Origin of the sequence: Streptomyces sp. TLI_105, from assembly GCF_900105415.1 — a bacterium.
Lineage (GTDB): Bacteria > Actinomycetota > Actinomycetes > Streptomycetales > Streptomycetaceae > Streptomyces.
Genome location: NZ_FNSM01000001.1, coordinates 580,396 through 597,833, shown reverse-complemented (window position 1 = coordinate 597,833; position 17,438 = coordinate 580,396). Strand labels below are relative to the sequence as shown.

The following is a 17,438-nucleotide window of genomic DNA, read 5'->3' as shown; positions in this document are numbered from 1 at the left end:
CTTTCTCAAGGGGTCTGGAGGGGAGCGGAGGGTCGGAGCGAGTCGAGGACGCGGCGGCGCAGCGCCGCCGTGGCGGGCGCGTCCCGGGCGTCCCGCGAGCGCGGATGCGGCACGTCCAGGACCTCGCCGGACCCGAACAGGACGACCCGGTCGCCGAGATGGAGGGCCTCGTCCACGTCATGGGTGACGAAGACGACGGTCGCGCCGGTGCCGCGCAGGATCTCCACGAGCAGGTCCTGCATCCCGGCGCGGGTCGTCGCGTCGAGCGCGCCGAACGGCTCGTCCATCAGGACCGCGCGGGGCCGCCCGGCGAGCGCCCGGGCCAGCTGGACGCGCTGCCGCTGCCCGCCGGACAGCCGGCCCGGCAGCCTGTGCGCGTGCCCGGCGAGTCCGACCCGCTCCAGCCACTCCTCCGCCGCTCGGCGCCGCTCGGCGCGCGGGACGCGGCGGATCGCGAGCGGCAGCTCCACATTGGCCCGGACCGACCGCCAGGGCAGCAGGGCGTCGTGCTGGAAGACGAAGGCCCGGTCGGCGCCGGGCCGCCGGACCGGCTCCCCGTCCTGGGTGACCCGCCCCTCCAACGGGGGCAGCAGCCCGGCGAGCGTCCGCAGCAGGGTCGTCTTCCCGCAGCCCGAGGGGCCGACCACGGTGAGGAGCTCACCGGGCGCGACCCGCAGTCCGACGGGACCGGACACGGCGGTCCCGCCCGGGTGACCGAGCCGGACGCCGTGCAGGGCGAGTTCCGCGCCGGTCGGCACGGCGGTGACGGGCGGGCTCGCGGTGGTCATGTGACCGGCTCCTTGTCGGGTACGGGCAGGGCGACGGAGGCCCGGGCGGCGGCGGAGTCCGCCGGGGCGCCCGGGGCGGGGCCCGTGAGGGCCTCGGGCCCGGGGCTCGTGGGCCCCTCCGGGGCTGTCGGGTCCGCCGTGTCCGTGCGGTGCGTGGACGCCGGTGCGGAGCCCGCCGAACGGGCCGGGCCGGTCGCGCCGCCCTCCGCGGCGCTCGGCAGCCAGGCGGTGACCCGGCGACCGAGCGCCTCGACCGCCGTGGAGGTGAGCCGGCCCAGGACGCCGATGGTGGCCATGCCGACGAACACCCCCGGGTAGTCCACGACCGTGTAGTCCTGCCAGGTGCGGTAGCCCACCCCGTACTCGCCGGAGATCATCTCCGCCGAGATCACACAGATCCACGCGACGCCGATGCCCACCGAGAGACCGCCGAAGACGCCCGGCAGGGCGCCCGGCAGGACCACCGAGAACAGCACCCTGACCCGGCCCCCGCCCATGGTGAGCACGGCCTCCTCCCACACCGGGTCCAGGGCCCGCACCGCGTGCCGGGTCGACACCAGGACGGGGAAGAACGCGGCGGCGCAGGTGATGAAGACGATGCCCTGCTCGTTGGTGGGCAGCAGCAGGATCGCGACCGGCACCAGGGCGATGGCCGGCACCGGCCGCACCACCTCCACCAGCGGGCCCAGGACGTCCGCGGCCCACCGCGACCGGGCGACGGCCGTCCCGGCGGCCACCCCGAGGACGGCCGCGAGCAGGAAGCCCAGCGCGATCCGGCGCAGGCTGTGGCCGAGGTCCTGCCAGTACGCCTCGGTCCCGATCCGGTCGGCGAGCGCGGAGGCCACCTCGACGACCGTGGGGAACTGCTCGAACCGCAGCCACAGGTTGACGTCCAGGGAGGTCAGCAGCTGCCAGACGCCGAGCGCCGCGAGCGGCGAGGCCACCCGGACCAGGCGGCGGCCCCAGCTCATGACGCGAGCCCCACGGCGTCCGCGTACCCGACGATCCGGGAGCCGGCGTGCCCCGTGACGTACCGCTCCGCGCCCTCCCGGGTCACGAAGGCGCGCCACTGGCCGCCGTCCTGGACCCACACCGCGCGGTCCGCGAACCAGAGCGTCCCGGTCACCGCGTCCGGCACGTACGCGGCCCGGACCGCCGCCCCCTTGACGGCCTTGAGGAGCGCCCCGGGGCTGTCGAAGGTACGGGTCGACTCCTGCCCCTTCAGCCAGAGCTCGGACCTGGCGGCGCCCGCCTTCGGGTACGAGGCCCCCGGGACCGCCCGCCGCAGCGGGGCCGCGTCGACGAAGGCGTCCACGTCGACGTCCTTCACCAGACCGGCCTCCGCCAGGACCGGCACGTCCTCCTTGAGCGCGGCGACCAGCTCCGGGCGGAGCGCCGGGTCGAAGGTGGCGATGCCCTGGGCGCCGTTGTAGAGGTAGACCACCTCGGCGGGCAGCCCCGTCTCCTTCGCGACCGACTCGGCGGACGCCACCGGACGGCGGCGCAACTCGTCCGTGGCCCGCCGCTGCGCGCGCAGGAACGCGTCGAGGACCTCCGGCCGCCGCTCGGCGAACCGCTCGCGGACGGTGACCCCGTGGAAGGTCGGCAGGTTCAGCTCGGCCCCGTCGTACAGCGCCGTCGCCCGGCCCTGGAAGGCGAGCAGACCGGGCCAGGCGACGAACTGGGAGAGCGCGTCGGCGGTGCCCGCCGCCAGGGCCGAAGCGCCCACGCTCGGCTGCTGGTTGACCTTGTCGACGTCCTTCGCCGGGTCGATCCCGGCCCGCCGCAGGGCCCGGACGAGCGTGCCGTCGGCGGCCGAACCGACGCTCGTGGACACCTTGCGGCCCTTGAGGTCCTTCAGTGTCCGCAGCGGCGAACCGGGGGCCGTGACCACGGTGTTGAGGCCGCCGCGCAGGTTGTACCCGGTCACCGCGACGAGCCGCGTCGGCTCCTTGAGCTGCTTGCCGCGCGCCGCGTTGATCAGCAGCGGGAAGTCGCCCATCGAGCCGATGTCGATCTTCCCCGCCGTCATCTGGGCGGTGATCGGGGCACCGGTCGCGTAGTCCTGCCAGACGACCCGGTAGGTGACGCCGTTCTTCCCGCCGCGCGCCGCGAGCTCCTCCTCGAAGTAGCCCAGGGAGCGCAGCAACGTGCCGGCGGTGACGGTGTTGATGGTCTTCGACTGGTAGCCGACGGTCACCGTGACCGTCTTCCCGTCCGCCGGATCGTCGGCCCCGCCGCCGCAGGCGGTGGCGAGCGGAAGGAGCAGGGCGAGCGGGAGGGCCAGGGCGAGTCTTCGTGCGTGCATGGGAGTTCGGCCTTTCACCGGAGCAGGTAGGGCATGTTGACGGTCACCGCGCCGGTGGGACAGCGGGCCGCGCACGGGCCGCAGTACCAGCACTCGTCCACGTGCATGTACGCCTTGCCGTCCTCCTCGCGGATCGCGAGCGAGTCGAGCGGACACATGTCGACGCACAGGGTGCAGCCGTCGATGCACTTCGACTCGTCGATGGTGACGGGCACGTCACCGCGCTGGGGGACCACAGGCATGGCTGTCTCCGGGAAAGGGGTGTACGGGGAAGCGGGGGAGGTCAGAGGGAGCGGCGGAGCACGCCGCTCATGGTGATGCGGTCGCCGCGGAACCGGATGAACTCCAGGTCCACCGGCCGCCCGTCGGGCAGACAGGTCAGCCGCTCCAGCATCAGGACGGCGGCGCCGCGCGGCGCCTGGAGGACGGCGGCGGAGTGCGCGTCGGCGTTGACGGCCTCCAGGGTGATCTCGGCGTGCCCGAGCGGCCCGCCGGTCAGCTGCTCCAGGAGCCGGAACACGTCCGTGTTCTCCAGGTCGCAGCCGAGGAGCTCGCCCCCGATGTCCATCGGGAGGTACGACAGGTCGAGCGAGAGCGGCAGCCCGTTCAGCCGGCGCAGCCGCTCGACGCAGAGCACGTCCGCGTGCTCGGGCAGGCCCAGCCGGTGCGCCACCGGCCCCGGGGCCCCGACCGGGCCCATGGTCCGGACCTCGTTGGTGACCCTGCCGTGCTCGTGCAGGGTCTCGGCGAGGCCCTGGAGCCGGTCGAGACCGTGCGGGTACTTCTCGCAGACCACCACCGTCCCGACCCCCGGCTGCCGGTCGACCAACTGCTCGCCGCGCAGCAGGTCGAGCGCCTGCCGGACGGTGTTGCGGCTGGCCCGGTAGTCGGCCGCGATGGCGTCCTCCAGGGGGAGGACGCCGCCGGGGAAGCCGCCCGCCAGGATCTGGTGGCGCAGCAGGTCGGCGAGCTGCCGGGCCTGATCCGCGCGCAGTCGCCGACGGCGGGCGGCGGCGACGGGGCGGGCGGCGGGAGCGGGTTCGGCGGGCATGGCACGGAACGTAGCGGCGGACCGGCCCCGATGGTGTTGCCGCAGTATTGCGCCACCTGACACCCCTTCCGTACGTCTCTGACCTGCGGCGACGGCGGCCAGTCGGCGAGATCCGCCACCTCGGCGCCCAGCACGTGGACAGCCGACTGCCCACCATGTGGGAGGGATCAGGCGGCGGGCCCCTGGACCTGGCCGCGGAGGGCCGTCGAGAGGTGGTGGTGCAGCATGCCGAGGACCGGCTCGTCCGGGGCGAACAGGCCGGCGGCCAGCTTCCAGTAGCGGGGGAGCACGGGGCTGTCGTCCAGGGCGAGCAGCCCGACGAGCCGGCGCCGGAAGTCCGGCGTGTCCTGCTCCCCGCGCGCCCGGGCGTAGGCGGAGACGAAACAGTCCAGGGCCCCGCCGTCCTGCGGCGCCCGCCCGGCCCGCACCTCGGCAGAGGCGAGCCCGTACGCCTCGGCGAGGCCCTCGTAGAGCACGACCGGACGGTACTCGCCGTCCGGGAGCGGCGGCGCGGGCCGGAACTCCGGCCGTTCGAGGCGCGGGTCGGTGACGAGCGCGTGCAGCCGCGCGAACGCGAGCACCTGCCCGGGACCCGGCTCCTCCGGAGGCCGCGGCACCACCGCGTCGAGAACCGTGGCCACCACCCGCCCCGGCAGCCGCACCGGCAGGGCCCGCCGCCAGAACCGGACCAGGGCGTCCGTGTCCGGAGGGGCGGGCAGCGCACCGAGCAGCCGCAGCCGCTGCGCGCGCTCCCCGGCGGCGCACTCCTGGAGCAGCCGCAGGGAGGCCTCCTTCCAGCGCAGCGCCACCAGCTGGGAACCCACGTCCCGCAACCGCCCCGCGACGGCCTCCTCCAGGACCGCGTCGGCCCCGTCCCCCTCCAGGACCCGCTCCACCTCGGGCACCGGCAGGTCGAGGGCGCGCAGCGACCGGATGAACCGCAGCCGGTCGAGCGCCTCGGCCCCGTACCTGCGATGGCCCCCGGAGCTGCGGACCGCCTCGGGCAGCAGACCGCGATCGGAGTAGAACCGCACGGTCTTGACGGTGACCCCCGCCCGCGCGGCCAGCTCACCGATGCTCCACAGACCGTCGGACGACACGGGGGTGAACCTCTTTCAGTGGGAGCCGATGATCTCCGGGCCCGTCCATTCTGCCGCGCGGCTCCCGACCGGCGGACTTGAATCTCCCGCAGGGGGAGTTCCTAGCGTGACCGCGAGACATCCCCGAGGAGTGACGAGGAGACGGTCATGACGGCTTTCGTGCTGGTGTCGGACGCCTTCACCGGTGGCTGGGTGTGGGAGGAGACCGCCGACCGGCTGCGGCGGGCGGGAGCGGAGGCGTACCCGGTGACCCTGACCGGGACGGGGGACCGGCGCGCCGAGGCCGGCCCCGGGACCGGCCTGGAGGCGCACGTCGAGGAGCTCGTCCGGCTGCTCGACGGGATCACGGCGCCCGAGGTGGTCCTCGTCGGGCACGGCTACGGCCTGCATCCGGTGTTCGGCGCCGCCGACCGGCGGGCCGGACGCGTCGCCCGGATCGTCTCCGTGGACGCGGGACCCCCGCGGGCCGGCGAGCCCGCCGTGCGTTCCGTACCCGACCCCGAGGTCAGGGAGCTGCTCGCCGGGCGCCCCGAGGCGGCGGTCCCGCCGCCCGCGCCGGGCACCTGGTCGCGGTGGGGGAGCGTCGAGGGGATCCCCGCCGACGCCCTCGCCCGGCTGGAGCGCGAGGCCGCGCCCCAGCCGGCCCGCACGCTCACCGAACCGCTCCGTCTGACCGGCGCCACGGACACCCTGCCGGCCACCGGCGTCCTGTGCGCCGCGAACGGGCAGAGCATCGCCCTGGTCGAGATGGCGGTGGCCTCGGGGCCGCCCCAGTTCCGGGTGCTGACCGAGGACCGGTTCCGCTTCTTCGAACTCGCCACCGGCCACTGGCCGATGCTCTCCGCGCCCGGGGAACTGGCCGAGGTGCTGCTCCGCGCGGCTGCCGGCGAGGGCCACCGGGTGACGGCGCCCGAGAGCGACCACGAGCAGCCGTCCCACCTCCTGCCCTTCCTCGTCGACGTGCCCGAGCGGCCGCGCGACCGCGTCGGACGGGTCGACCTCCACCTCCCGGACGCCGAGGGGCCCCGGCCGGCGGTCGTCTTCGTCCACGGCGGCCCCATCGAGCCCGACCGGCGGCCCACCCCGCGGGACATGCCGTTCTTCCTGGGATACGGCCGCTACGCGGCGGCCGCGGGCGTCGTCGGCGTCACCGTGGACCTCCGGCTCCACGGCCTCGTCGACTACCCGCAGGCCGCCCAGGACCTCGCCGACGCCGTCGAGCAGGTCCGCGCCGATCCGCGCGTCGACGGGGACCGGATCGCGCTCTGGTTCTTCTCCACGGGCGGGCTCCTCGCGGCGGACTGGCTGGCCGCGCCCCCGCCGTGGCTGCGGTGCGTGGCGGCGAACTATCCCGCCCTGGCGCCGCTGCCCGGCTGGGAGACGGTGGAATCCCGCTTCCGTCCGGTGGACACCGTGGGGACGGCGGACGGGCCGCCGGTCGTCCTGACCCGCGTCGGCCTGGAGCACGAGATCATCGCGGCGACCGTCGAGGAGTTCCTCGCCGCCGCCGAGAAGCGCGGCGCCGACGTCGAGATCATCGACGCACCGCACGCCCACCACGGCTTCGAACTGGTCGATCCCACCGACGAGTCCCGAGCGGTCCTGGAGCGCTCCCTGCGCGCGGTCCTCGTCCGCCTGCGGGACTAGAGGGGAGGGGAGCCCCCGGCCCGCGCGTCACCGACCCGTCGGCCGCCGCCCGCGCCGGGGGACGGAGTCGAGCAGGAGCCGGGTGTACGGGTGCTCCGGCGTCTCCAGGACGCGCGCGGTCGGGCCCGTCTCCACGGCCCGGCCGGACTTCAGCACCAGGACCTCGTCCGCGACGTGCCGGACCACGGCCAGGTCGTGGGTGACGAACAGATAGCCGATCCCCGACTCGCGGCGGATCGCGCCGAGGAGTTCGAGGATCTGCGCCTGGATCGACACGTCGAGCGCGGCGACCGCCTCGTCGAGGACGAGGACCCGGGGCTCCACGGCGAGGGCGCGGGCGATCGCCACGCGCTGACGCTGCCCCCCGGAGAGGCCCCGGGGCAGGGCGGAGGCCTCGCGCGCCCCGAGACCGACCTGGTCGAGGAGCTCGGCGACGCGGGCCCGGCGGCCGGCCAGATCGAGGGCGGTGTGGAGCCGCAGGACCTCGTCCAGGCAGCCCGAGACGGTCACCCGGGGATCGAGCGAGAGGTACGGGTCCTGGAAGACCATCTGGATCTCCCGGGCCCTGGCGAGCCGTTCGGTCCGGCCCCGGGCCCGCGTGGAGCGGTCCCGGCCGTCGAGGCGGACCGTGCCGCCGTCCGGGCGCTCCAGACCCACGAGCATCCGGACCGTGGTCGTCTTGCCGCTGCCGGACTCCCCGACGAGGGCGAGGCAGGACCCGGGCGCGAGCGCGAAGGACACGCCGTCGACCGCCGTGTGGTCCCCGTACCGCTTGCGCAGTCCGTCGACGACGAGGCCGTCTTCGAGCAGGACGGTCACAGCGTGATCCCTTCTTCGGCACGGTGGCAGGCGGCGAGCCCGTCCCCGTGGCGTACGAGCGCGGGCCTCTCCTCGGCGCAGCGCGGCAGCGCGTGGGCGCAGCGCGCGGCGAAGGAGCAGCCGGGCGGTGCCTCCGCGAGGGAGACGGGGCGGCCCGGGATGGGCCGGGGGGCCGGCGCGTCCGGTTCGAGACGCGGGGTGCAGGCGAGCAGGCCCGCCGTGTACGGGTGGCGGGGCGCGTCGAACAGCTCGTCCGTCGACCGGGTCTCCACGATCCGGCCCGCGTACATGACGTACACCCGGTCGCAGACGGCGGCGGCCAGTTCGAGGTCGTGGGTGACGAACAGCATGCCGGTGCCCCGCTCGGCCCGCAGCCGGGCCAGGATCGAGAGGACCTCGGCCTGGGTGGTGACGTCGAGCGCCGTCGTCGGTTCGTCGGCGACGAGGAGGGCCGGTTCGCTCGCGAGGGCCGCCGCGATGACGACCCGCTGGAGCATGCCGCCGGAGAACTGGTGCGGACGGCGGCGCAGGGCACCGCGCGGGTCGCGGATGCCGACCGCGTCGAGGAGTTCCTCGGCGCGGGCGGTCGCCTCGGCGGCGGGCGTCCCGGCCGCGCGCAGCCCCTCGGTGAGGAAGTCGCCCACCCGGCGCAGCGGGTTGACGGAGGCGCGCGGGTCCTGGAAGACCATGGAGACCTGCCGGGCGCGCAGCGCGGTCAGTTCCGCGCGGCCCATCGCGAGGACGTCCCGCCCCGAGACCCGGACCTGCCCTTCGGCGCGGGCGCCGGCGGGCAGCAGTCCGAGGACGCTGCGGCAGGCCACGGACTTGCCGGAGCCGGACTCGCCGACCAGCCCGACGGTCTCGCCGGGCCGCACCGTCAGGCTCACCCCGTCGAGGATCGGCCGGGCGGCCCGGTCGCCGGCCAGGCGGACGCCGAGGCGCTCGATCTCCAGGACCGGCGCGGTATCCGTGTGTTCGCGCATGCCGTTCACCGTTCCCGCTTCGCGATCCGGTCGGCGAGCCCCTCGCCGACGATGCCGAACGCCACCACGGCGAGCACGATGCACGCCGAGGGCGCGAGGGCCGGCAGCATCGCCCCCTGCAGGACGGCCGCCTGCCCCTCGTTGATCATGGCGCCCCAGTCGGCGGCCGGCGGCTGCACGCCGAAGCCGAGGAAGGAAAGGGCCGCCAGGTCCATCAGCGCGTACCCGAAGTTCATCGCGGACTGGGCGAAGACCGTCGGCGCGATGTTGGGCAGCAGATGGCGCGCGCAGACGGTCCAGCCGGACCAGCCCTGCACCCGGTACGCCTCGATGTACGGCCGGGCCTTCTCCTGCCGCGCGATGCCCCGGACGAGCCGGCCCACGTACGGGGTGTAGGCGACGGACATGGCGATGACGGGCGCGGTGAGCCCCGAGCCGACGACCGACACGAGCAGGATCGCGAGCAGCAGACCGGGGATCGCGAAGACGAGGTCCATGGAGCGGGACAGCAGGGTGTCCACCCAGCCGCCGCGCCAGGCCGCCACCACGCCGAGGAGGGTGCCGAGCAGGGTGGAGACACCGACGACGAGCAGCGGCCCGAGCAGCCCGGTGCGGGCACCGTGGAGCAGCCGGGACAGGACGTCCCGGCCCGACTGGTCCGTGCCGAGCGGATGGTCGCCCGTGGTGCCGACGAGACTTGCCGACAGGTCGAGGGTCTCGGGGTCGTACGGGGCGAGGACGGGTGCGAGCAGGGCGACCAGGACGAGCACGCCGAGCACCGCGACGGAGACCGCGAAGAGCGGCCCCTGGCCGAACGGGCGCAGGGCGCGCAGCCCCGGCCTGCGGTACGGCACCGCGGAGGTGGTGGAGGTCATGAGGAGCCTTCCCCGAGGGAGAGACGGGGGTCGATGAGCGGGGCGAGCAGGTCGACGACGAGGTTGACGAGGACGAAGGCCGCCACGCTGAGCAGGGTGATCGCCTGCACCACCGCGAAGTCCTTCGCGGTGACCGACTGCACGAGCAGCGAGCCGAGCCCGGGGACGTCGAAGGCGGTCTCGACGATCGAGGTGCTGATGAGGAGGCCGGCGAGCATCGTGCCGCCGACGGTGACGACGGGCCCGAGCGCGTTCCGCAGCACGTGCCGGCGGACCACGGACCGGCCCGCGACGCCCCGGGCGCGCGCCACCTCGACGTGCTCGCGCCCCAGTTCGTCGAGCATCGCCGAGCGGGTCACCCGGGCGAGGAGCCCCGCGAAGGACAGCGCCAGGGCGAAGGCCGGCAGGGTCAGCTGGTACAGCCGCTCGGAGAGGCCCGCCGGGGTCCCGCCGCCCGGTCCCGGGAACCAGCCGAGCTGCACCGAGAAGAGCGAGACCAGCGCGATGGCGGTCACGAACGACGGCGTGGCGGTGGCGACACCGGTGCCGATGAGCACCGCCCGGTCCGGGAGGCCGGGGCGCAGCGCGCCGAGGATCCCGGCCGCGACCCCGAGCACGGCGACGAGGACGGCGGCGTAGCCGACGAGCAGGGCGGTGCCGGTCAGCCGGGAGCCGATGAGCGAGGTCACGTCCTGGTGGTACTGGGCGGAGCTGCCGAAGTCGCCGCTCAGCACGCCGCCGAGCCACTTCGCGTACTGGGTCACCAGCGGGTCGTCGAGGTGGTGCTCCGCCCGCAGGGCCGCCACGGCCCCGGGGGTCGCGGGGCGGCCGTGCAGGAGGAACGACACCGGGTCGCCGGGGGCCAGGTGGACGGAGCCGAAGACCACCAGGGAGGTCACGAACAGCACCGCCGCCAGGCCGAGGAGCCGTCCGACGAGGTAGCGCGTCATCGCTTCGAGGCCCCGATCGTCGCGGCCCACGGGAAGTAGAGCTGGGCGATCCCGGTCGGGGCGCCGGTGATCCGCTTGCCGAGGAAGACCGAGTAGGGCGCCTCGTACACGGGGATGACGGGCAGCTCGTCGAGCGCGATCTTCTGGAGCCTCGCGGTGAGTTCGGCGCGCTTGGCCGGGTCCGGCTCGGAGTCGGCCCGGTCGAAGGCGACGTCGAACTCGGCGTTCGACCAGCGGCCGTAGTTCCCGAAGTCGCCGGTGCGCAGGTACTGGTAGAACTCCAGGGGGTCGGGCGTGTTGTCGTAGCCGTTGGTGATGACGAGGTCGAGGCCCTCGCGCGCGTCCGGGTCGACGAAGATGCTGCTGTACGCGTCGGGCGAGACCGGCTTCAGCACGACGTTGAGGCCGATCTGGCGGCCCGCGGCCTGGACGGCGTTCGCGACGACGCTGATCTCGGGCGCGAGTGTGCTGGTGACGAGGGTGACCGTCCGGCCCTTCGCGTGGGCCTCCTCGACGAGCTTCTTCGCGCCCTCGATGTCGTACGCGGGCTCCGGCAGGGTGTCGAAGAGCTCTGCCGTCTTCTCCGGGGCCAGCGCCCAGGCGCCGCGCGCGGCGGGGGCCTTGGCGGGGACGCCGACGCCGCCGGCCGCGGCCTTGATGATGTTCTTGCGGTCGAGGGCCATCGACAGGGCCTTGCGGACCTTGAGGTTGCCGAGCGCGCCGTGGAAGTCGAGGACCGCGAGGTTCGCGGCGGCGGTGTTGGGGCCGAAGAGGAGCGTGCCCCTGGTGCTGGAGCGCAGCTGGGCGAGGGAGGAGGACGGGACCATGTAGCCGCCGTCGGCCGAGCCGGAGAGGAAGGCGTTGGAGCGGGCCGCCGGGTCCTCGACGAAGGTGAACTTCACCTTCTCGGACTTGGGGGCGAGCGTCTTGTCCCAGTAGGCGGCGTGCTTCTTGAGGGTGATGCTGTCGCCCTGGGCCCAGCTGTCGAGGGCGTACGGACCGGTGCAGTTCAGCTTGCCCTTGGGGGTGCCGTAGTCCTTGCCCTCCTTGGCGAGGGAGGCGGCGCTGACGATCGTGCCGGGGGAGGCGGCCATCAGCTCGTGGAAGAGGACGTCGGCCTTCCCGAGGCGGATGGTGACCTCCAGGGGGCCGGTCTTCTCGATGGAGTCGACGGTCTTGAAGGCGGAGCCCCAGGGCGAGCCGGTCTTCGGGTCCATCTGGCGCTTGAGGGAGGCGACCACGTCGTCGGCGGTCATGGTGGTGCCGTCGTGGAACTTCACCCCGGGCCGCAGGGTGTAGACGAGGGTGCGCGGGTCGGGCTGCCGCCACTTCACGGCGAGGCCGGGCACGATCTTCAGGTCGGGCGTGACCCGCAGCAGCTGCTCGCACACGTTGGCGAGGACGGTGTTCGGCGGGTAGTCGTACGCGAGGGCGTAGTCCAGCGTGTACGGCTCGGCGTACAGGGACCAGGTGAAGGAGTCCAGGGGGCCCTGCGCGGGCGGGGAGGTCGGGCTGACCTCGAAGTTCGTGCCGCCGCCGGCCGCGGGCGGGTTCGTGGCGCCGGAACAGGCGCCGGTGGTGGCCGCGAGCGCGGCGGTACAGACGAGAAGCGCGATGGCTCTGGGCATGCGCATGGGGGACCCACCCCTTTACGGGTGTAGTGACGGGCTCGGGGGGATGGAGCGAGTATTGGTGCGGGAACGTTCCCGCACAAGACCTGCACCCGACTTTGCGGGAACGGTTTTGCAGAGGTCACGAGGGTGGCAGCATCAACCCCATGACCGAAGCTTCACGGCACGGCGGGCAGCCCTCGCCGCCCACCCCGCGCGTCCGCCTCGTCGACGTGGCCCGCGAGGCGGGCCTGTCCAAGACGACCGTCTCGGCGGCGCTCAACGGCACCGGCAGGCTCTCCCCCGAGGTACGGGAGAAGGCCCGCGAGACCGCGCGCAGAATGGGCTACCGGCCCAACGCCACCGCGCGCCATCTGCGCGCGGGACGGGCCCGGTTGATCGGATACGTGGTCGGCGAGTTCGCCGCCACTCCCTGGGCCACCTTTCTCGAGTCGCCGTACTTCGCCCGGCTGACCGGCGTCACCGCGGCCACCGCACTGCGCCGCGGCTACGCCGTGGTGCTGCTGCCCGCCGGCTCCCTGCAGAGCGAGTGGGCCGACCTGTCCCTCGACGCGGTGGTCGTCGCCGACCCCGTCGCCGACGACCCGGTCGTCGAAGGCCTCCTGGCGGCCGGCATTCCCGTCTTCACGGACCGTTCCGTCGAGGGACTCCCGGGCGCCTACTGGGTGGACGTCGACGCGGCCGGCGCCGTCCGCGAGGCCCTCGACCACCTCCACGGGCAGGGGGCCAGGCGGCCGGTCGTGGTGGTGCCGGACAGCACCACCCGCTTCCACGCCGAGGTGTACGCCGCACACCGGGAGTGGTGCGCCGCCCACGGCCTGCCGGAGCGGGTGGTACGGGTCGGGGAACCCGGCAACGCGCCGGTCGTGCGCGGCGTCGAGGCCGCCCTGGCCGCCGACGGGCGGGAGCGTCCCGACGCCCTCCTCGTGGTCGCCGAGGCGAGCCCGCCCCTCGTGCTGGAGGCGGCGCGCCGCCAGGGGTACGCGGTCCCGGACGACCTGCTTGTCGTCCTGGTCAGCGAGGACGCCACGGCCCTGCTCACCGACCCGCCGGTGACCACCCTGAGCCTGCGGCCCGAGGCGGTCGCGGAGGCCGGCGTCGAGCACCTCGTCGCGGTCCTGGAGCACGGCCGCCGGGAGCCCGCCGGGACGCTCGTGGCGACGCGGCTGGACGTCCGGGCCTCGTCGCTCCGCAGGTGAGGCCCGGTCAGACCGCGTGCACCAACTGCCCGCCCACGTACGTCCGCTCCACCCGGGCCTCGGCGATCTCCTCCGGCGGCCCGGTGAGGATGTCCCGGTCCAGGACGACCAGGTCGGCGAGGTGGCCGGGGCGCAGGCTGCCGGTGTCGTCGAGACCGTTCACGTGCGCGGTGCCCGCCGTGTAGGCGGCGAGCGCCGTCGTGAGGTCGAGGCGCTGCTCGGCGTAGAAGACCCGGTCGTCGGCGGCCTCGGGCTCGCGGCGGTTGACGGCCACGTGGATGCCCGCGATCGGGTCCGGGCTGCTGACCGGCCAGTCGCTGCCGGCGGCGAGGGTGGCCCCGGCCCGTACCAGATCGCCGAACGGGTACTGCCAGGCGGCGCGTTCGGGGCCCAGGAACGGGATGGTCAGCTCGTCCATCTGCGGCTCGTGCGCGGCCCACAGCGGCTGGATGTTGGCGATGGCTCCGAGCGTCGCGAACCGGGCCAGGTCGTCGGGGTGGACGACCTGGAGGTGCGCGAGGTGGTGGCGGTTGCCGCGCCGCCCGTTCGCGGCGATCGCGGCCTCCAGCGCGTCCAGGGCCTCGCGCACGGCCCGGTCGCCCAGGGCGTGGAAGTGGACCTGGAAGTCGAGGGCGTCGAGCTCGGTCACGTACCCGCGCAGCGCCCCGGGATCGACGAAGCTCAGCCCGCTGTTGGCGGTGGCGCAGCCGCAGCCGTCCAGGTACGGGGCGGTCATGGCGGCCGTGAAGTTCTCCGCGATGCCGTCCTGCATGATCTTCACCGAGCCGGCACGGAACCGGCCGAGGCTGAACTTCTCGCGGCGGGCGACCAGTTCGGGGATCTGCTCGGAGCCCCGCTCCCGGTCCCACCAGAGCGCCCCGGTCACCCGGGCGGTGAGCGAACCGTCGCCGGCGGCCGTCAGATACGCCTCCGACGGGTCGGTCATGCCGCCGAAGGAACCGAGCAGCGCGTCCTGCCAGGCCGTGATGCCGAGCGAGTGCAGCAGCTTCTGGGCGCGCAGCAGACCGGCGAGACGGTCCTCGGCGGTCGTGGCCGGCACCAGCCGGGCGACGAGCCCGATCGCGCCCTCCTGGAGCATGCCGCTGGGGGAGCCGTCCGCCTCCCGCTCGATCCGCCCGTCGGCCGGGTCGGGGGTGGCGGCGGTGAGCCCCGCGAGCTCCAGGGCGCGGGAGTTGGCCCAGGCGCCGTGGTGGTCCCGGTTCGACAGCAGGACCGGCCGGTCGGGGACGACGGAGTCGAGCAGCTGCCGGGTGGGCAGTCCGCCCTCGAAGCTCTCCATCGACCAGCCGCCGCCGGTGATCCAGGCGTGCTCCGGGCGGGCGTCCGCGTACTCCCGGATCCGCGCCAGGTAGTCGGCGACGCCGACCGTGCCGGTGAGATCGCACTCGGCCAGCTCCTTGCCGCCGGAGACGGCGTGGACGTGGGCGTCCTGGAAGCCGGGGAGCAGCAACTTCCCCGTCAGGTCGACGACCTCCGTGCCGGGCCCGACGAGGTCCCGGACCTCGTCGTGGCCGACCGCCGCGATCCGATCGCCGATAACGGCGAGCGAGGTCGCCCGGGTGCGGGCCGGGTCCGCCGTGAAGACGGGCCCGCGGGTGAAGACCAGATCGGCCGTGGTCATGGGCGCTCCAGAACAAGTGGTGTCGGTTGGTGGGCGCCATGCAAGCGGGCGGGCCGTTTACACGTCAATGGTGTTGACGTAAGGTCCGGCCATGTCCGAACGCGTGGTCCCCGAAGACAGGCGGCAGCGCCGCCGCCCCACCAAGCAGGGCGCCGTCCTCTCGGAGCGGCTCATCGTCGAGACCGCGCTGCGCCTGATCGCCCGGCACGGCGCGGAGGCCCTGTCGGTACGGAGGCTGGGCGCCGCGCTCGGCGCCGACCCCACGGCCCTCTACCGCTACTTCCGGAACACCGACGCCCTGCTCCTCGCCGTCGCCGACGAGATCATCGGCCGCGCGCAGGAGGGCTGGACGGCCACCGGCGACTGGCGAACGGACCTTCGCGAGCTGGGACTTCGCATCCACGGCTGCTACCAGGCCTACCCGCAGGCGGCGGCCCTCGCGGCCCACCGCACCACCGGCCGGCCGTACGAGACGCGGGCCGTCGAGCGGATCCTCGGCGTCCTGCGCTCGGCCGGCTTCCCGGACGCCCTCGCCGTGCGGATCTACCACGCCTTCGTCGACCAGGCCCTCGCCTTCGCGGCCCAGGACGCCGCCGCGCTCGCACTGCCGCCCGCGGCCCAGGAGAAGGAGGCGGAGGTCTGGCACGCGGTCTACGGCAGGCTGTCGCCCGACACCCACCCGAACATCGCCGCGACCTTCCCCCTGCTCGCCGCCGACATGCGCGACAGCGGCTACCCGTTCGCCCTGGAGCTCATGCTCGGCGCGGTGGCGGCGCTGCGGCCGCCGCAACCGGAACCCTGACGCGCCCGTCCTCTCCGGGGTTCTCACCTGCTCCGGCGCGGTGTCCCGTGCACGGCGTCCAGTACCAGATCCAGCAGCAGCTCGGGCCGCCCGTCCTGCTCGCTGTGGGCCGTGGACAGCGCGATCCCGATGACGAGTCGGAGGAGGTCGTCGGCGGCCAGGTCGGCGCGAGCCGTTCCGTGCCGCTGAGCTCGGGCGAGCAGGCCGGCCGCCACGTCCAGGATGCGCCGGTGGCAGTCGAAGCCCAACTCACCGGCTGATTCCATCAGGAGGGCGCTGCCCATGCCCTGGTTCACGCGGGCATGGGTGAGGAAGGCTCGTAGCCATTGCTCCAGGGCGTCGTCGGCGTCCTCCGAGGCGAGCAGCCGTTCCGCGTGTGCGCACAGCGTCTCGACGCGGTCCGCGAGCACCGCGGTCAGCAGGGCCGAGCGGTGGGGAAAGTGGCGGTACAAGGTGCCGGGGCCCACCCCCGCCCGGCGGGCGATCTCGTTGAGGGACGCGCCGGGCCCGGCTTCGGCGAACACTTCTCGCGCAGCCGCCACCAGACGTTCCCGGTTGAGGCGGGCGTCCGTGCGTTGCGGAGGCTCGGCCGGGGCGCGTCCCTGTCCGTTCGTCATCGTCCCGTCCTTCGGTCGACTCCCGGGATGGCAAACCGGAGAGGTTCTCCGTATTCTAGCCGACAGGAAACCGGAGAACCTCTCCGGAAAGCTCGCCTGAGGAGTACGAATGACTGACGACGCGCGGACCGGGCTCGGCCGGGTCGGGATCTGGACCTTCGCCTACGAGGGACATCCCGCCGGACGCGTACGTGAATCGGCCGCGGAGCTGGAGGAGTTGGGTTACGGAGCGATCTGGCACGGCGAGGCGTTCGGCCGCGACACGGTGGGCCAGGCGTGGTTACTGCTGTCGGCGACCCGCCGGATCACCGTCGCGTCCGGTATCGCCAACATCGCCTTCCGGGACCCCATCGGCATGGCCAACGCGACGCGCACGCTCGGCGAGGCCTTCCCCGGACGCTACCTGCTCGGCCTGGGCGGGCACCGGGTCGACGACACCGTGCACGAGGTCGACGGCTATCCCGTCCCGGCCCGGGGCAGGGCGCTCGCCACGATGCGCGCCTACCTCGACGCCATGGACGCCACCCCCGCCCACGGCCCCGTACCGGATCCGGCCCCGCGCCGTGTCCTCGCCGCCCTCGGCCCGAAGATGCTCGGACTGGCCGCCGAGCGCACCTGGGGCGCGCACCCCTATTTCGTGCCCGTCGAGCACACCTCGCAAGCCCGGACGATCATGGGACCGAATGCCTTCCTCGGGGTCGAGCAGGCCGTCGTCCTGGACCCCGACCTCGGCCGGGCCCGGGAGGTGGCCGCGGCCCACGTCGCCGGATACGTCGCGATGGCGCCGCACCAGCGCGCGAACGTCCGAAGGCTCGGCTTCGGCGACGAGGACATCACGGGCGGCCCGAGTCGCCGACTGGTGGACGCGATCGTCGCGTACGGCGACACCGAGGTGATCCGCCGCCGCGTGCGGGAGCACCTCGACGCGGGAGCCGACCACGTCTGCCTCCAGGTGCTCACCGCCGATCCGACCGCGCTCCCGGACCGGGAGTGGCGCGAACTCGCCTCCGCTCTCGTCGCATAGCG

17 protein-coding genes are annotated in these 17,438 nt (G+C 74.3%); 4 read left to right on the top strand and 13 right to left on the bottom strand.

Annotated features, from left to right (window positions below):
* Positions 1-5: 5 nt before the first annotated feature.
* The 6 genes from BLW86_RS02865 to BLW86_RS02840 form a co-directional block, all read right to left on the bottom strand.
* Positions 6-788 carry an ABC transporter ATP-binding protein gene (locus BLW86_RS02865; protein WP_093872533.1) on the bottom strand — a complete coding sequence of 261 codons (783 nt, stop codon included), beginning with the start codon at positions 786-788 and terminating at the stop codon, positions 6-8.
* Positions 785-1,759: an ABC transporter permease gene (locus BLW86_RS02860; protein WP_256341178.1), complete on the bottom strand. Its 975-nt coding sequence runs from the start codon at positions 1,757-1,759 to the stop codon at positions 785-787. Before BLW86_RS02860 ends, BLW86_RS02865 begins: the two co-directional genes overlap by 4 nt.
* Positions 1,756-3,096 (bottom strand): ABC transporter substrate-binding protein, encoded by a 1,341-nt coding sequence (locus BLW86_RS02855; protein WP_093872532.1) that lies wholly within the window; start codon positions 3,094-3,096, stop codon positions 1,756-1,758. Before BLW86_RS02855 ends, BLW86_RS02860 begins: the two co-directional genes overlap by 4 nt.
* A 14-nt stretch (positions 3,097-3,110) precedes the next feature.
* A complete protein-coding gene (locus BLW86_RS02850) occupies positions 3,111-3,338 on the bottom strand; it encodes a 4Fe-4S dicluster domain-containing protein (RefSeq protein ID WP_030689518.1) in 228 nt (75 codons plus the stop codon).
* Positions 3,339-3,379: 41 nt separating this feature from the next.
* On the bottom strand, positions 3,380-4,147 hold the full coding sequence (locus BLW86_RS02845) for a GntR family transcriptional regulator (protein WP_093872531.1): 768 nt from the start codon (positions 4,145-4,147) through the stop codon (positions 3,380-3,382).
* A gap of 167 nt (positions 4,148-4,314) precedes the next feature.
* Entirely contained in the window at positions 4,315-5,247 is a 933-nt protein-coding gene (locus BLW86_RS02840; protein WP_093872530.1) for a MerR family transcriptional regulator, read from the bottom strand.
* A gap of 147 nt (positions 5,248-5,394) precedes the next feature.
* Here BLW86_RS02840 and BLW86_RS02835 point away from each other — a divergent pair, with 147 nt between their 5' ends.
* Positions 5,395-6,894, top strand: coding sequence for an alpha/beta fold hydrolase (locus BLW86_RS02835; RefSeq protein ID WP_093872529.1), 1,500 nt, complete (start codon positions 5,395-5,397; stop codon positions 6,892-6,894).
* Between the two features lie 27 nt (positions 6,895-6,921).
* On the opposite strand, the gene BLW86_RS02830 is transcribed toward BLW86_RS02835, so the two are convergent.
* From BLW86_RS02830 to BLW86_RS02810, 5 genes are read right to left on the bottom strand one after another with little or no spacing between them, the layout of a single operon-like run.
* Positions 6,922-7,704, bottom strand: coding sequence for an ABC transporter ATP-binding protein (locus BLW86_RS02830; protein ID WP_371129662.1), 783 nt, complete (start codon positions 7,702-7,704; stop codon positions 6,922-6,924).
* Between the two features lie 5 nt (positions 7,705-7,709).
* Positions 7,710-8,696, bottom strand: coding sequence for an ABC transporter ATP-binding protein (locus BLW86_RS02825; RefSeq protein ID WP_093878463.1), 987 nt, complete (start codon positions 8,694-8,696; stop codon positions 7,710-7,712).
* 5 nt (positions 8,697-8,701) lie between these two features.
* Positions 8,702-9,571: an ABC transporter permease gene (locus BLW86_RS02820; protein WP_093872527.1), complete on the bottom strand. Its 870-nt coding sequence runs from the start codon at positions 9,569-9,571 to the stop codon at positions 8,702-8,704.
* Positions 9,568-10,521 carry an ABC transporter permease gene (locus BLW86_RS02815; RefSeq protein ID WP_093878462.1) on the bottom strand — a complete coding sequence of 318 codons (954 nt, stop codon included), beginning with the start codon at positions 10,519-10,521 and terminating at the stop codon, positions 9,568-9,570. The genes BLW86_RS02820 and BLW86_RS02815 overlap by 4 nt, the downstream gene beginning before the upstream one ends.
* Positions 10,518-12,155, bottom strand: a complete 1,638-nt coding sequence (locus tag BLW86_RS02810) for an ABC transporter substrate-binding protein (protein ID WP_093872526.1) — start codon at positions 12,153-12,155, stop codon at positions 10,518-10,520. Before BLW86_RS02810 ends, BLW86_RS02815 begins: the two co-directional genes overlap by 4 nt.
* 143 nt (positions 12,156-12,298) lie before the next feature.
* On the opposite strand from BLW86_RS02810, the gene BLW86_RS02805 reads away from it, so the two are divergent.
* Positions 12,299-13,351, top strand: coding sequence for a LacI family DNA-binding transcriptional regulator (locus BLW86_RS02805; RefSeq protein WP_093872525.1), 1,053 nt, complete (start codon positions 12,299-12,301; stop codon positions 13,349-13,351).
* A 7-nt stretch (positions 13,352-13,358) separates the two neighbouring features.
* On the opposite strand, the gene BLW86_RS02800 is transcribed toward BLW86_RS02805, so the two are convergent.
* A complete protein-coding gene (locus BLW86_RS02800; protein WP_093872524.1) occupies positions 13,359-14,993 on the bottom strand; it encodes an amidohydrolase in 1,635 nt (544 codons plus the stop codon).
* A gap of 91 nt (positions 14,994-15,084) precedes the next feature.
* Here BLW86_RS02800 and BLW86_RS02795 point away from each other — a divergent pair, with 91 nt between their 5' ends.
* The gene (locus BLW86_RS02795; RefSeq protein ID WP_093872523.1) at positions 15,085-15,795 is read left to right on the top strand and encodes a TetR/AcrR family transcriptional regulator; all 711 of its coding nucleotides are present in this window, start codon (positions 15,085-15,087) and stop codon (positions 15,793-15,795) included.
* A 23-nt stretch (positions 15,796-15,818) separates the two neighbouring features.
* Here the strand turns inward: BLW86_RS02795 and BLW86_RS02790 are convergent, their stop codons facing one another.
* Positions 15,819-16,412: a TetR/AcrR family transcriptional regulator gene (locus BLW86_RS02790; protein ID WP_093872522.1), complete on the bottom strand. Its 594-nt coding sequence runs from the start codon at positions 16,410-16,412 to the stop codon at positions 15,819-15,821.
* Positions 16,413-16,521: 109 nt separating this feature from the next.
* On the opposite strand from BLW86_RS02790, the gene BLW86_RS02785 reads away from it, so the two are divergent.
* Complete coding sequence (locus tag BLW86_RS02785) at positions 16,522-17,436, top strand: TIGR03620 family F420-dependent LLM class oxidoreductase (protein ID WP_093872521.1); 915 nt, start codon at positions 16,522-16,524, stop codon at positions 17,434-17,436.
* Positions 17,437-17,438 lie beyond the last annotated feature (2 nt).